Annotated in this window: 12 protein-coding genes; 1 reads left to right on the top strand and 11 read right to left on the bottom strand. The window is 71.0% G+C overall.

The window, feature by feature from the left end; translation table 11 throughout:
- The 10 genes from kdpB to AB0I59_RS17455 form a co-directional block, all read right to left on the bottom strand.
- Positions 1-1,493, bottom strand: a 1,493-nt coding sequence (kdpB, locus tag AB0I59_RS17500; RefSeq protein WP_358133832.1) for a potassium-transporting ATPase subunit KdpB, incomplete at its 3' end; no start/stop codon positions are given.
- A 2-nt stretch (positions 1,494-1,495) separates the two neighbouring features.
- Positions 1,496-3,157, bottom strand: coding sequence for a potassium-transporting ATPase subunit KdpA (gene kdpA / locus AB0I59_RS17495; RefSeq protein WP_358133859.1), 1,662 nt, complete (start codon positions 3,155-3,157; stop codon positions 1,496-1,498).
- 134 nt (positions 3,158-3,291) lie between these two features.
- Positions 3,292-3,381 carry a K(+)-transporting ATPase subunit F gene (gene kdpF / locus AB0I59_RS17490; protein ID WP_061254979.1) on the bottom strand — a complete coding sequence of 30 codons (90 nt, stop codon included), beginning with the start codon at positions 3,379-3,381 and terminating at the stop codon, positions 3,292-3,294.
- Positions 3,382-3,448: 67 nt separating this feature from the next.
- The gene (locus AB0I59_RS17485) at positions 3,449-3,592 is read right to left on the bottom strand and encodes a hypothetical protein (protein ID WP_358133829.1); all 144 of its coding nucleotides are present in this window, start codon (positions 3,590-3,592) and stop codon (positions 3,449-3,451) included.
- Positions 3,593-3,725: 133 nt separating this feature from the next.
- On the bottom strand, positions 3,726-5,633 hold the full coding sequence (locus AB0I59_RS17480) for an APC family permease (protein ID WP_358133826.1): 1,908 nt from the start codon (positions 5,631-5,633) through the stop codon (positions 3,726-3,728).
- Between the two features lie 201 nt (positions 5,634-5,834).
- A complete protein-coding gene (locus AB0I59_RS17475; protein WP_358133824.1) occupies positions 5,835-6,545 on the bottom strand; it encodes a type 1 glutamine amidotransferase in 711 nt (236 codons plus the stop codon).
- A 191-nt stretch (positions 6,546-6,736) separates the two neighbouring features.
- Positions 6,737-7,579: an amidohydrolase family protein gene (locus AB0I59_RS17470; RefSeq protein ID WP_358133820.1), complete on the bottom strand. Its 843-nt coding sequence runs from the start codon at positions 7,577-7,579 to the stop codon at positions 6,737-6,739.
- 384 nt (positions 7,580-7,963) lie between these two features.
- Positions 7,964-9,739, bottom strand: a complete 1,776-nt coding sequence (locus AB0I59_RS17465; RefSeq protein WP_358133817.1) for an aldehyde ferredoxin oxidoreductase C-terminal domain-containing protein — start codon at positions 9,737-9,739, stop codon at positions 7,964-7,966.
- 199 nt (positions 9,740-9,938) lie between these two features.
- Positions 9,939-11,633 (bottom strand): choice-of-anchor P family protein, encoded by a 1,695-nt coding sequence (locus tag AB0I59_RS17460; protein ID WP_358133814.1) that lies wholly within the window; start codon positions 11,631-11,633, stop codon positions 9,939-9,941.
- A 672-nt stretch (positions 11,634-12,305) separates the two neighbouring features.
- On the bottom strand, positions 12,306-13,232 hold the full coding sequence (locus AB0I59_RS17455) for a LysR family transcriptional regulator (RefSeq protein WP_061254985.1): 927 nt from the start codon (positions 13,230-13,232) through the stop codon (positions 12,306-12,308).
- 91 nt (positions 13,233-13,323) lie between these two features.
- On the opposite strand from AB0I59_RS17455, the gene AB0I59_RS17450 reads away from it, so the two are divergent.
- Positions 13,324-14,373 (top strand): YeiH family protein, encoded by a 1,050-nt coding sequence (locus AB0I59_RS17450; RefSeq protein ID WP_358133811.1) that lies wholly within the window; start codon positions 13,324-13,326, stop codon positions 14,371-14,373.
- Between the two features lie 94 nt (positions 14,374-14,467).
- Here the strand turns inward: AB0I59_RS17450 and AB0I59_RS17445 are convergent, their stop codons facing one another.
- Complete coding sequence (locus AB0I59_RS17445) at positions 14,468-15,133, bottom strand: TetR/AcrR family transcriptional regulator (RefSeq protein ID WP_358133808.1); 666 nt, start codon at positions 15,131-15,133, stop codon at positions 14,468-14,470.
- Positions 15,134-15,155: the final 22 nt, after the last annotated feature.

The raw sequence follows: 15,155 nt of genomic DNA, 5'->3' as shown, positions 1-15,155 counted from the left end.
TCCTTGAGGTGGATCACGCCCAGGACCCGGGCCCTTCCGTCGGCGATCTCACCCACCACCAGTGGGGTGCCTCCGGACGCGGAGATGCCGTCGACGATGTGGCCCACCCGCCCGGTCGGATGCCCACCGTTCTCCCGTATCCACCGCATGACGGCGGTCGCCGCGCCCTTCCTGATCACGCGCCCGTCCGGGAGATCGACCCCGCTCATCCGGCTGGCCGCGGTGAACGCCACGAACCGGACACGCCGACGGCCGGCAAGGGTGGCGTCCGCCGCGGGCGCCCCGTCGGCGCCGTCCACCACGAGGTCATGGCGTTCGCGCAGGCCGTGCACCCGCTTGGCGAGGACGACGATCGAGCGGCCCTCCGGGGTCGCGTCGGCCAGGCTGGAGAGCTGCGCCGCGTCCGCGAGGTCGTCGGCGGTCACGTCCTCGACCGGCACGAACTCGGACGCCTGCCGGTTGCCCAGGGTGATGGTGCCGGTCTTGTCCAGCAGCAGCGTGCTGACATCGCCCGCCGCCTCCACCGCCCGGCCGCTCATCGCGAGCACGTTGCGCTGCACCAGCCGATCCATGCCCGCGATACCGATCGCGGACAACAGCGCGCCGATCGTGGTCGGGATCAGGCACACCACCAACGCCACCAGCACCACGCCGGTGACCCCGTGAGCGTTCAACGCCAAAGAATCCGGCACGCCGGGGTTCTGTGCCTTGGAGAAGATCGCGAGAGGCTGCATGGCGGCCGTGGCCACCAGGAAGATGATCGTGAGCGCGGCCAGCAGGATGTTCAGCGCGATCTCGTTGGGCGTCTTCTGCCGGCTGGCGCCCTCGACCAGCGAGATCATCCGGTCGATGAAGCTCTCCCCCGGCTTCTGAGTGATCTGGACGATGATCCGGTCGGACAGCACCTTCGTGCCGCCGGTCACCGCCGACCTGTCCCCGCCGGACTCGCGGATCACCGGCGCCGACTCACCGGTGATCGCCGACTCGTCGACGGAGGCGATGCCCTCGACCACGTCACCGTCCCCGGGGATGATCTCCCCGGCCTCCACGATCACGAAGTCCCCCTGCCGCAGCTTGGCGGCGCCGACCGCGTCCCACCGGCCGGCGTCCTTACGATCCATGAGGCGGCGGGCGACGGTGTCGCGCTTGGCCGCGCGCAGCGTGGCCGCCTGGGCCTTGCCCCGGCCCTCCGCCACGGCCTCGGCCAGGTTGGCGAAGACCACGGTCAGCCACAGCCACACCACGATCGCCCAGGCGAAGACCGACGGGGTGACGATCGCGAGGGCCAGCGTGAAGACCGCGCCCACCTCGACCACGAACATGACCGGGTTGCGCCACAGCGTGGCGGGGTTGAGCTTACGCAGCGCGTCCGGCAGCGACCGGAGCATCTGCTTGGGGTCCAGCAGGCCGCCGCCGATCTTCCCGTCCCGCTTCCTCGGTTTCGCCGGATCGTCCGGCGTACGGCCGGGCAGCGGGCGCGCTCTCGTGGACATGGCTAGCGGATCCCTTCCGCCAGCGGCCCCAACGCCAGGGCGGGAAGGAAGGTGAGCGCGACCAGCACGACGGTGACGCCGACCACCATGCCGATGAACTGCGGGCGGTGGGTGGGCAGTGTCCCCGCGGAAGCCGGCACCGGCGACTGCCCGGCGAGCGAGCCCGCCAGGGCGAGGATCAGGACCATCGGCAGGAACCGCCCGAAGGCCATGCACAGGCCGAGCGTGATGTTGAAGAAGTTTGTGTTCGCGCTCAGGCCGGCGAACGCGGACCCGTTGTTGTTCGACGCGGAGGTGTAGGCGTAGAGCACCTCCGACAGGCCGTGCGCGCCTTTGTTGAGCATCGCCGCCCGCCCGGCCCCGGTGGCCATCGCGAGCGCGGTGCCGATGAGGACCAGCACCGGAGTCGCCAGGAAGTAGAGCGACGCAAGCTTGATCTCGCGGGAGCCGATCTTCTTGCCGAGGTATTCCGGGGTGCGCCCCACCATGAGCCCGGCCACGAAGACGGTGATCACGGCCAGGACCAGCATGCCGTACAGGCCGGAGCCGGTGCCTCCGGGGGCCACCTCGCCGAGCATCATGTTGAAGAGCAACATGCCGCCGCCGAGCGCGGTGTAGGAGTCGTGCGCGGAGTCCACCGCGCCGGTGCTGGTGAGCGTCGTCGGGCTGGCGAACATGGCGGAGTTCGACACCCCGAACCTGGCCTCCTTGCCCTCCAGGGCCGCGCCGATCGCCTGCGGCACGGTGCCACCGTGGCCCAGTTCCGCCAGGTTGGTCACCGCCACGCTCGCCATCGCGATGATGGCCATGATCGCGACGATCGCGTACCCCTGGCGGTTGTCGCCCACCATCCGGCCGAAGGTCCGCGGCAGGGAGAAGGCGATGACCGTCAGCAGCAGGATCTCCAGCCAGTTGGTCCAGGGCGTCGGGTTCTCGAACGGATGGGCCGAGTTGGCGTTGAAGTAACCGCCGCCGTTGGTGCCGAGATCCTTGATGGCCTCCTGGGTCGCCACCGCGCCGGGGGTGAAGGTCTGATGGCCTCCGGCCGGCGTGGTCCAGGTGTGCGGGTCGGCGAACGTCTGGATCGCTCCACCCGCGACCAGCAGGATCGCGGCCACGAAGGCGATCGGCAGCAGGATGCGGACGATACCGCGCACCAGGTCCACCCAGAAGTTGCCGAGATCGTCGGTCCGCCGTCGGGCGAACCCGCGGACCAGCGCGATCGCGACCGCCATGCCGACCGCGGCCGACACGAAGTTCTGCACGGCGAGGCCGCCCGTCTGCACCAGGTGACCCATGGTGGACTCGCCCGAGTACGCCTGCCAGTTGGTGTTGGTGGTGAAGCTGACCGCCGTGTTCCAGGCCAGGGCGGGCGGGACCGCGCCCCTGCCCAGGCTGAGCGCGAGATGGCTCTGCAGCCGTTGCAGGCCGTACAGGAAGAGGATCGACACGGCGGAGAAGGCCAGGACGCTCCGCGCGTAGGCGGTCCAGCGCTGCCCGTTGTCGGGATGCACGCCGATGAGGCGGTAGACGCCCCGTTCGACGGCGAGATGCCGGTGGCCGGCGTAGACGCGGTACATGTAGTCGCCGAGCGGCCGGTACGCCACGGCGAGGACGACGAGCAGCGACAGGACGAACAGGAGTCCCGCCGTCCCCGAGGACATCGGGGACGAGGACGTCAGGGATGACGACATCGGGGACGGCGACCGCGACAGCGACGGCATGAGGGACGGCATGAGGGACGGCGCTGTGGAGTCCGTCGGAGGCGGCGCCGAGTACGTCATCAGCGAGTACGTCATCAGAAGCGCTCCGGGAACAGCAGCGCGACGACCATGAAGATCACCAGGCCGATGGCGACCACGAGCCCGACGGTGTTCACCACGCCCATGACCCCACCTCGTACGGCAGCGCCCCGCGGAGCCGGGCTCCGCGGGGCAGATCCCGGGCGGCGGCGGTCACAGTCGCTCCACCGCCCTGACGGCGAGCCAGAGGAGCGCGAACACCACGACCGTCAGGGCGACGAAGATGACGTCGGCCATCGCCACTCCCTCGGAATCCTGAAGTGCACGCTCGACCGCCGGGCCCGGCGGTCCCACCACCAGGAAATCCCCAGATTTGCGGCTTTTCGGCGATCTTGACGTCTTATATACGAATCCAGAGGGAATCTTGATGACTTTCCTACGCCTGTGACCTGCGGGACGGCACGTGAACAGCGAGAGGTTCGGCCGGCGATCAGCCGACGTGGACGTGGGGGCGGCGCGCCGCGTCAGGCTCGGCCTCGCGCAGCACCTCCCGGGTCAGCGCTGGCACGTCGCCGCCGCCGAAGAGCAGGTAGCGCAACATGGCGACGACGGGGTTCCCCTCGCCCCACTGGAAGTAGATGTCCGGCACCTCGCCGGTGCGGTCCCGGATGTACAGCAGGAGCGCGGCCAGCGCGTTCGCCACCGTCGCGCTCTCGACGCGGAGGATCCGGTGGCCGTACCGCAGGTCGCCCGTGACCCGCAGTTCGCTGCGGAACTGGGACGCGTCGAGCACGGTGACCTCGACGAACATGACGGGCTCCGCGCTGCGCAGCCGATGGGTGTACCACTGCTCGCGGAGCTTCTCGTTGTACTCGGCCTGGTCGCGCCGCCGCGGATCGTTGGCGATCAGATGGATCTCACCGCTGGCCTCGGTGATGAACTCCTGGGCGAGCGTGTCGAGATGGACGTCCGAGACCCGCAGCTCGGTGGACCGGGTGACCCGCGAGATCAGCGACAGCACGATGATCGCCGCGATGAACAGCGACGCGATCTTCACGCCCTCCGGGCGTACGCGGATGTTCTCCACCAGCGTGTAGGCGAGGACCAGCGTGATCAGCGCGAAGACCCGGGCCCGCCCGCGCCGTCCTGCCTTGTGCGCGTCCACGGTCACCGCGACGCCCGCGGACAGGAACAGCACCAGCACTCCGGTCGCGTACGCGCCACCCTGGGCGTCCACGCTGGCGTCGAAGGCGAGCGTGATGGCGACCGCGATGGCGGTGAACACGAGGACCAGCGGTCGCACGGCGCTGGTCCAGTCGGGTGCCATGCCGTATCTGGGCAGGTAGCGCGGCACGAGGTTGATCAGACCGGCCATCGCGGACGCTCCGGCGAACGACAGGATGGTGATCGTGCTGACGTCGTACAGCGTGCCGAACCCGTTGCCGAGATAGGCGTGCGCCAGGTAGGCCAGCGCCCGGCCGTTGGCCCTGCCGCCCGGCTGGAACTCGTGCTCGGGGATCAGGGTGATCGTGACAAGGCTGCTGCAGATCAGGAACACGCTCATGATCAGGGCGGCGACGGTCAGCAGCCGCCTGGCGCCCGCGATGCGCCCCGTGAGATCGCCCTGGATCAGCGGCATCACGGCCACACCCGTCTCGAACCCGGACATGCCGAGCGCCAGCTTGGGCATCACCAGCAGGGAGACGACGAACAATCCGAGCGGGTCGCCGTGCTGCGTGGTCAGCATCCGCTCCCAGTTCCCGATCAGCTCCGGATGCCCGAGGACGTGCAGGAGCGCCGTGGCGACCACCACGGCGTTCAGCGCCAGATAGACGCCGACCAGCGCCACGGCGATGCCGATGGCCTCGGTGAAGCCCTTCAGGAACACTCCGGCGAGAAACGCCAGCAGCAACAGCGTGACGGCGATCTTCTGCCCGGAGAGCACACGGGGAGTGAAGGGGTTCTCCAGGATGTGCGCGGTCGCGTCGGCCGCGGACAGCGTGATGGTGATGACGAAGTCGGTGGCCGCGAAGCCCAGCAGGACGAGCACGATCAGTTTGCCCCACCAGCGCGGTGCCAGCCCTTCCAGCATCGCGATCGAGCCCTGGCCGTACGGGCTCTCGACGGCCACCTTGCGGTAGACCGGTAGCGCGCCGAACAGGGTCAGCATGACGAGCAGGACGGTGGCCACCGGGGCGACGCTCCCCGCCGCCAGCGCGGCGATCCCGGGCTGGTAGCCGAGGCTGGAGAAATAGTCCACGCCGGTGAGGCACATGACGCGCCACCACGAGTACTGCTTCTCCGGGGAGCGGGGGCCGTGCGGACCCAGGGCCTTCAGGTCCTCGTGCCGGAGGCCGTGCAGCAGCCACGCCCGGAACGCCCCTTCCCGGACCACCACATGCCGAGCCGACCCGGCCAACCGGTCACCCCCGCAGCATCACCGATCGAACCCGCGTGAACCCGCATGGATCCGGTCGATCGGACACCGATCCGCCGCGAGGCGAAGGGCGTTCCGCGGGAAGGCCGCGTGTGGACCACACGCCTGATCTCGGATACCCCGGGGTCCCTGGGTCGAACCACGGCCCCGGGACGAGCACGGTCACCAGGGGCGCGTCGCGACCTGGTCGAGGAACCGGTCGACCAGCCGGTGCGCCCGGACGACGGCGGAGGGCTCCTCCGCCCTGGTCGTCGCGGCGAGACGCTCGACGTCGCCGCCGTGCGCGGTCACCCAGTCACCGCCGCCGTTGCCGAGCCAGCCGTCCAGCATGGCGACCGTCAGCTCGGGGTGGAACTGCACCGCGAGGCTCCGCCCGATGGTGAACGCCTGCGGCGCGACCCGCGTACGGGCGAGGGGTGCGGCGCCCGGGGGCGGGCTCCAGCGGTCCTGGTGCCACTGGAACCACGGGCCCGCCTCGACGAGGCCCGGCGCGCCGGTCTCGATCGTGTACCAGCCGATCTCGGGTTCGGAGCCGCGCTCGACCCGACCTCCGAGCGCGGCGGCCAGTGCCTGGCCGCCGAAGCAGATGCCGAACACGGGCACGCCCGACTCGTGCGCCCGGCGCAGGAAGTCCAGCTCCTCCCGGATCCAGGACCCGATCGCCGCCCCGTCGTACACCGACCAGGGAGCGCCCATCGGCACGATCACGTCGTAGTCGCGGGGATCGGGGAAGGCGACCTCGACGTCGGGAGCGTGGAAACGGTCCGCCGGGACGACGGGGAACTCCACGAGCTCGTATCCGCGCCGCTCGAACCCCTCCCCGATCGGCCCCGTGGGCGAGACGTGGTCCTGCTGGACGAACAGCGCGCGCATGACACCCCCGAGAAATTATTTGGCACCAAACGATATCTCGGGGAACCCGCCTCGTACCAGCGCGAACGCCGTCCCACGGGCACCCGCGCTCATCAGCCCGCACGGCCGACCGGTCGGGTCAGCGGGCGCGTGGAGGGGCGGTGGAACTGCGCGTGATCAGCTCTATCAGGCCGGCGAACAGGTCGAGCACGTCAGACCTCGATCCGGTAGAAACGCGCGGCGGTGCCGCCGAGTACGGCGGAGCGGTCGTCGTCGGACAGTTCCGCGAGCAACGCGCCGGTCTCGCGCCACACCTTGGCGTAGTCACCGGCGAGGACGGCCACCGGCCAGTCGCTGCCGAACATCAGCCGGTCCGGCCCGAACACCTCGATCGCGTGGTCCACGTACGGCCGCAGGTCGCCCGCGGTCCACGTCTCGGCGTCGGCGGCGGTGTTGAGCCCGGAGACCTTGGCGTACACGCCGGGGCACTCGGCGGCCGCGGCGATCAGCGACGCCCACGGCTCCCAGCCCTTCTCCTTGATCGGCGGCTTGGCCAGGTGGTCGATGACCATGCGGAGGCCGGGCACCCGCTCGGCGAGCACGGGCACGTGCTCCAGATGCCGGGGCAGCACGGCGACCACGTCGAACGGCAGTCCCACCTCGGCGAGCAGCCCCAGCCCTTCGATCACGGAATCCTGAATCACCCAGTCGGGATCGGGGTCGTCGTGGATGAGGTGGCGCACGCCCGCGAACTTCGGGTGCCTGCCGTACCGCTCCAGGGCCTGCGCCGCCTCGGCGGGCCGGTTCAGCGGCACCCATCCGACCACGGCGGCGATGAAGTCGTGCTCGTCCGCCTGCGCCAGCATCGCGTCGGTGTCGGCATAGGAGTCCATCGCCTGGACCAGAACCGTGCGGTCGATCCCGGCCGCCGCGAGCTGCGGGACGAATTCCTCGGGTTCGAAGGTGCGGTAGATCGGCCCCGCCTCCGGCGTCAGCCACGGATAGGAACCGGTGCGCAGGTTCCAGAAATGCTGATGCGCATCGACGACGGGCACCGTACCTCCTTTGTTGATCAATCGATTGAAAGCGTGCACAAGCTAGACCGGCCGTGGTGGGGTGTCAACGGAACCCTGGACGGCGCCCGAGACAGCCCAAGACAGCCCGAAGGCCGCATCCCGGGCCGTGGCCGTGCCTCGCTGGAACCTGGGCTGGACGAGCTCCAGGGTGATCTCGTCCGGGTCCGGGAGACAGCAGGCGTACCCGCCCTTGTCGATCCCCGCGGTGATCTCGTTGGGCGGTGAGACGAACCTGGCCCCGACCGCCGACAGCCGGGCGTACTCGGCCCGGGCGTACTCGACGGTGAGCGCCGGGTGCGCGGCACCCGGCAGGTGCCTGGCCGGGTCCCGGCATGCCGGAGCGGGTTCTCGTCCGTACCAGCGTCACTGCCAGCCCAGTTCCTCGTAGAACGCCGTACGCGCCTCGGCGAACGAGGCGCGCGGCAGCACCGCGCCCGCGTGTCGGCCCGCCGCGACCGGTTCGTCGTGGAAACGGGCGGGCAGTTCGTCCGGGCCGCCCTCCTCCCTGATCGCGTAGGCGCGCATCAGGTCGAGCCTGCGCCGCCCCGCGTCGAGCAGGTCGCCCACGGTGAACTCCACCCCGGCGACGGCCCTGACCAGCGACGCCAGATGATCGAGCGTCAACGGCCTGGTTGGAGTGCTCGCGAAGACGCAGATGTTCAGCGCGTCCAGGGCGCTCCACAGCCGCAGCAGCCGCGCCGTGCGGCGCCCTCGCTCCGCGTCCAGGACCCCGGCCGTCTCGGGTGCGACCCCGACGCGCGCCGCCTCCGGAAAGCAGTACGGCAGGCCGAGCGCGGGATCGAAGTCCAGGTCGTGCTCCAGCGCGTCGTAACGCGGCCCGTTCGGAGCGGCCGCGTAGCCGAGCCCGAGCCCCGGCTGGACCCGCGGGTCGAAGCACGGCACCTCCGCGCCCTTGACCGCCATCACGTACGGCATCGCCTCCTGCCCGATCAGGCGCGCGGCGCGCGCGGATCCTTCCGCGAGCAGGTCGCCGAAGGCCCCGCTGCGCGTGGCGACGTCCCGGATCAGACCGGGGAGCGCCGCCGCGTCACCGAAGGCGGGCCCTCCGGGAAGCAGGCCCCGAGCGGTGCACTCCATCGCGAACGCCAGCGTCCCTCCGAGGGAGACCTGGTCGAGGCCGAGGTCGTTACAGAGCGCGTTGGCGTCGAGAACCGCGTCGAGATCGTCGATGCCCAGGTTCCAGCCGAGCGACGGGAACGCCTCCTGACCCAGCCCGCCGGATCCGCGCACCGGCGACGCGGGCGGGCCGTACGTCTTGAGGCAGTCGTTGGGGCAACCGGGACAGCCACCCCTCGTGGCCACGGCCCGTACGCCGAAGGCCCCGGGCTCGGGCACCGCCAGGCCGCTCTCACCGGTGACGGAGAAGTTCCGCACCGCGAGGTAACCGGGATCGGGCACGTCACCGGCCCACCCGGCGAATCCGGGCTCACCGTGCTGGAGCGCGGCGAGCGGGTTGGCGGCCAGCGCGTCCCGGTAGTACGCGGTCAGCCCGGCCAGCGCGTCCGGGTCGGCGACGGACACGGGGGCCTCTCCCACGCAGACCACTGCTTTGAGGTTCTTGGCGCCGAAGACCGCGCCCAGCCCGTACCGCGCGGCGGGGTAGGCGTGGTCGGTCACCACGCTCGCGTACCTGACCAGGTTCTCCCCCGCCGGGCCGATCGCCGCCACGTGGGCGCCCGCGCCGTGGCGGGCGCGCAGGGCGTCCGTCGTCGCGGCCGTGCCGAGTCCGCGCAGGTCCTCCGCGTCGTGGCAGGTGACCTCCCCGCCCTCGATCAGCAGGTAGGAGAGCCGCCGCGCCCTTCCGGTGATCGCCAGTGCCATGGCGCCGGCGCCGCGCAGGCCGGCCGCGAACGGGCCGAGCGCGTGCGCCTCCCCGGCCACTCCGGTCAGCGGCGACTTCGCCAGGAAGACCGTCTTGGCGAGTCCCGGTCCCGGCGCGCCGCCGAGGATCCCGGCCGCGACGTACAGCAGGGCCCGGGGATCGTACGGCGCCAGCCGGGCGGGCGTGCGCTCGGCGAGCAATCGGAGGCCGAGGATGGAACCGCCGAAGTGGCCGGTCTCCGCCGACCGGTCCTCACGCTCGACGGTTCCGGCGGCCAGGTCCACGACGAAGGGCATAGGACGCGCTCCTCAAGCGGGAGGGAGGGAATCGGCGCCAGACAAACTAATCAAATCTCGCACCATTTCTACCGTCTGGGCAGCGCGCATCCCCCCTGGCCCGCACCGCCCCCTGACACTGCCGGCAGCACGACGAAGGCCCGGCGGCGCGACGGGCGCCGCCGGGCCCCTCAACCCGGTGGATCGGTCAGTGGATCGGTCAGACGACGGGGCAGGGCGTCCCCGGCCGGGTCAGCGCGGCCCGCGCGTGACCCACGACGATGTCCACATCGCCCAGAGTGTGGATGTGCACGGCGTTGACCGCGATGCCGGCGCCTCCGCCCGTATGCGTCACCTCATTGATCACGACCTTGCCCACACGCGGGATGTCGATGGTGAGGTTGGCCTTCAGCTTGGCGATCCGGACGCCGTTGACCCTCAGGTTGCTGAAGTTCACCTGCGTGTCGGTGGTCACGTGACCCGAATCGTCGCTCCGGGCCCGGGCGACGGAGACGATCTCGTCCGCCGTGACGGCGCCGCCCAGCAAGCGGATCCGAGCGGTCGTGGCGGAGGCGGTGGCGGTGCGCAGCCCCGCCGGGTCGACCTTCCCCGTGGCGTCGGTGGCGATGACGCCCAGCGAGCCGACCTGGCCCAGCCTCGCGTTCACGAGCTTGTGCTCGTCGCTTCCCGCCGTGGCGGTGCAGGTCAGGTCGGAGGGCACGAGCGGTGCGACCCGGATCAGCGGTGCGCTGAGGCTGCCGCCATGGGCGTGCGCGTCGAAGACCAGCACGCGCGGGAGGAACCGCACGCTGGCGCAGCCCGGCGGGTTCACCCCGACGCTCTCCACCAGGTCCGCGGCGCAGGTGGTGTACGTGCCCGCGCGCTCCGAGGTCACCACGACCGAGGCGGTACAGGACGCCTTGCCCGCGGCGAGCGTCCCGGTCACCTTGACCTGCCCGGCACCCGCCCGCACCGAAGCGCCCGAGCAGTCGGTCACCGGGGCGACGCCGACCGGGGTGAACCCGTCGGGAAGCTTCTCGGTGAACGACCAACCCTTCTTCTCGGCCAGCTCGCTCGTGTTCGTGATCGTGAACGTCAGGGTCACGGGCTTCCCCGCCTCCGCCTGCCCCGGGCTGTAGGCGACGTCGAGCCGCGGGGTGACGTCCAGGACGCGGACGTTGTCGTACGCGGCGTCGTTGCCGTACCCGCTGCCCTGGAAGTTGACCAGCCGCAGGCCCACGGTGGAACCGCGGAACAGCACCGGGCTGTCGCTGGTGTAGGTGCCCACCGGGATCCCGTCCACCGTGCCTCCGGGCTTGGCGCACGGCTCGATGGGGGTCGTGAAGGTGGGCACCGCCGTCGATCCGTCGAGCAGGTAGAAACCGAGCTTGGCGTGATTGCCGTGGCAGTTCACCTCCGCGACGTCGACGGAGAAGGCCAGGAACCGGCCGGCGGCGCCGATGTCGACGGGCTTCCTCGTCTCCAGCTGCGTCTTGTTCGCGCCGGGGTCGCCGTTGGTGTAGGCCGTGACCGCGTGGTTCTTCGCCGCCTCGCCGCCCGACCACTTGCCGAGCGCGCCTGCCATCTGCTGCGCGGAAGGCCACCAGCCGCCGCATCCGGAGTTCGCCGGTGCCACGCCCGGGTTCTGCGGGGAGGTGATCCACCCGTTGCAGGCCGTCAGCCAGGCCGGATCGGCCGTGTAGGTCTGGTTGACCGGCGCCGCCCCGGTGTACCCGGTCACCAGGATGGGCGTGACCCCCTGGCCGTTCTCGAAGTTCTCGGCGAAGACCACCTTCGGCGCCTGCGGGGCCGCCGAAGAGGCGGGCGCCGCCGCCGTCGCGGTGCCGCTCTGGGCCACCGCCGCCAACGCCGAGGACAGGGCGAGCGCGGCCGTGCCGGCCACTACGCGCCTCATCGCACGGGATCCACGCCCACGCGCGTACGAGTCGTTCACCAAAGAGTTCCTCCCAGCATCGAGCCTTCGTGAAGGGCGGAACGACATCGAAACGAACGCCACACGAAATGCCGTGTCAGGCCGTACGGCCGAGCCGTCGTTTCACATTCCAGGCGAATTCGCCGAATGATCGATGCCTTCCTCAGGCAAAAATGACCTGCCCGCGATGCACTGTCAACGGATGGTCGCCAACTAATCGGCCGCTCCGCCGAATGTGTCGATCAATTCGAATTAATAAAACAGCGCAAAATGCGTTAATCACGCCACACAGATCAGTCAACTACGCCCTGAAGTGCAGATATAGCGCCCGATGCGCGAGTATGGATGACCTCAGCCACCTCTTCGACGGCTCCACTTCGGCGGCGCCCGCCGGGCCCGGAAACACCGTCGGGCACCGGACCAAGACGTCGTCCGCCGCACGATCGGGCCACGATTCTCCGAAAAATTCCGAACGGGATACCCAGCGACCGCCAGGCGCACAGCAAAACGCCGCTCACATATCCGGTCGGACAGGGAAACACATCTGCGTTCCCCAAGAAAACCGACTCTTCGCTCTTGACGGGAAATATCGTCGAAGAACCAGAAGACCGGCGGGCCATGGCAAGAGGCAGAAGCCGGGCCTGCCGTACCGGCTCAGGATCCGGTCGCGCGGCGCGCGGCCCCGGAACGTGTCGCGAGGGTGAGCAGAGACCTCGCCGGGCCGTCCAGGCGCCGTCCCTCGATCCAGACCGCCCGCAGCCTCCGCTGGAGATCGACACCTTCAGGAGGCACCGCCAGCAGCCTCCCGTCGGCCAGTTCGTCGCCGACCGCGAGCTCGCTCAGCACCGCCGGTCCGGCGCCGGAGGCGAGCGCGACCTTCACCGCGGAGTTCGAGCCGAGTTCGAGCAGCGGCTCGGCGAGCGGCCCGTACCGTTCCATCACTGTCTCGAACGTGATCCGCGTCCCCGACCCGGGCTCGCGGACGATCAGCGGCGTGGCCGCCAGCTCGCGGGGGCGCAGCGGCGTGCGGCGGCGGGCCCACGGATGCCCGGGAGCGACCACGACCACCAGCCGATCCCGTCCCACCAAGCGTGAGGCGAGGCCGACCGGCAACGACGGCCCCTCGACGAAGCCGAGCTCCGCCTCACCGCCCAGCACGAGCTCGGCGACCCGTGCCGAGTTCACGACCTGCAGCCCGACGGTGACGTCCGGCTCGATCGGACGCAGGCCGATGAGCCAGCCGGGCACCAGGTACTCGGCGACGGTCATGCTCGCGGCCACCGGGAGTGCGGCGCCGCGCTCGCGCCGCATCGCCGTGACACCGGCCATCAGGGCGTCGGCGGCGCCGAGGACGTCACGCGCCCAGTCGACCACCATCTGGCCCTCCGCCGTCAGCCGCGACCCCACGGGAAGGCGCTGGAGCACCTGCACGCCCAGCCGCCGCTCCAGGGTCCGCAGGCGGCTGCTCGCGGACGGCTGGGAGATGCCGTGCTGGCGGGCGGCCCGGCCGACGCCACCGAGCTCGCTCACCGTGACCAGCAGGGCGAGCGCCTCCAGGTCGGGCCAGCGGTTCAACCTCATAGAAACATCCTATGGACTCGTCGCCATCTTCCGGCTAGCGAGCGGTCACCCCGAACGGAAACGTGGTGAGCACGTCGAGGCTGGAGGAAAGTTGATCACCGAACAACGGACGACATCCCGGGCGATCGGCTCGCGGCGGCTCCCGCTCGCGCCGAGGATCGGTTCACGGGTCGCGCCGCTGCTGCCGGGACTCGCGCTCACCGTGGCCGGCGTCGTGCTCGCCGTCCTGCTCAACCGGATCGTCCCGGCGGTCGGAACGCTCACCGGCGCCATCCTCCTCGGGGTCGCCGCCGCCAACGCGGGAGTGATCCGGCCCGCCGTTCTCGCCGGCACGCGGTTCGCGGCCAAGCAGGTCCTGCGGGCCGGGGTCGTCCTGCTCGGCCTCCAACTGGCCGTGTCGGACGTGCTCGGGCTGGGCGCCCCGATGCTCGGCGCCGTCGTGGTCGTCACCGTGGCGACGTTCCTCGGCACCCGATGGCTGGGCGCGCGGATGGGGGTGCCGTCCGGGCAGGCGCTGCTCATCGCCACAGGTTCCGCCGTCTGCGGCGCGGCGGCGATCGCCGCGATGAACAGCGTGTCCGACAGCGATGAGGAGGACGTCGCCACCGGCATCGGCCTGGTGACCATCTGCGGCACGCTCGCGATCGTCCTGTTGCCGCTGCTGCGGGTGCCGCTCGGCCTCGACCCGCGTACGTTCGGGGCGTGGGCCGGCGCGAGCGTCCACGAGGTCTCCCAGGTCGTCGCCACGGCCGCGACCGTTCCCGGCGCCCTCAGCGCGGCCGTGGTCGTCAAGCTGACCCGGGTCGCGCTGCTGGCCCCTCTCCTCGCCGGAGTCGGCGTCGCGCGCCGCCGGGCGGGCACCGCGGTCGCGGGCGCCCGGCGCCCGCCGATCGTGCCGCTGTTCGTGGTCGGATTCCTCGCCATGGTCGCCGTACGGAGCACCGGCCTGCTGCCTTCGGCGCCCCTCGACGCGATCAAGACCATCGACACGTGGCTGCTCGCCGCGGCGATGTTCGGCCTGGGCACGGGCGTCCACCTCGGCTCCCTGCGGCGTACCGGCCTCCGGGCGCTGGCCCTGGGGTTCGCGTCGTGGCTCCTCATCGGCGTGCTGGCCTACGCCGGGGTCCTGATCGCCCTCTGACAGCCGCGCCGGCCTGCCGGTCCGGTGATCGGCCTCGGCGACGGTGGTCGTCCCGCCGAACCGAAGGTCCGCTCCGTACGGTGGGCTGCGGGCGTCAGTCCGTACCGGCGGGCTCGGGGAGCAGGGCGTGGCACATGGCGCTCGCCAGCCAGTCCCGGAAGGACTCCGCGGACCATCCGCACCGCTCCACCAGCGCGCTGTAGTGGGCGGGATCGTTGAGCAGCCACAGAACGTCGATCGCGCGCTCCTCGTCCAGTTCGGCGCGCAGGGGGCCCAGAGAACGCGCGTGCTCGACCACCATGCGCGCCCCCGCCCGGCGGTTGCTCTGCAGAGTGGTCCACAGCTCCGCGACCTCGGGCGCCGCGTCGGCCGCCCGGCGAACGGTCTCGAAGATCGCCGCCGCCCTGCCGCCGATCAGCGTGCACACCTGCGCGTACGCCCGCAGGACGGCGGACGGGCCCGACGCGTCCCAGACCGGTTTGAACCACGGGCGGTCGGCCACCGCGACGGGGGCGTCGTCACCCGCGAGCGCCTCGTCGAGCACCTGGCGCAGCAGTGCCGCCTTGGAGCCGAAGGCGGCGAAGACGGTGGGCCGGGAGACCCCCGCGACGGCGGCCACGTCCGCGAGCGATGTGGCCACATAGCCGTGCGCGACGAACAGTTCCCCGGCGGCGACGACGATCGCCCGGCGCGTGCGCTGCGCACTGTCCTGGCGGAGCGTCGAGCGGTACTGCCTTTTCTGGCCGCGTTCCTTGACCATGCTGTGCATACTAGCGTTATAT

Source organism: Microtetraspora glauca, assembly GCF_040656155.1.
In the GTDB taxonomy this organism is placed as follows: Bacteria; Actinomycetota; Actinomycetes; order Streptosporangiales; family Streptosporangiaceae; genus Microtetraspora; species Microtetraspora glauca.
The sequence above is the reverse complement of the archived record's forward strand: the minus strand, read 5'-3'. Positions and strand labels throughout refer to the sequence as shown.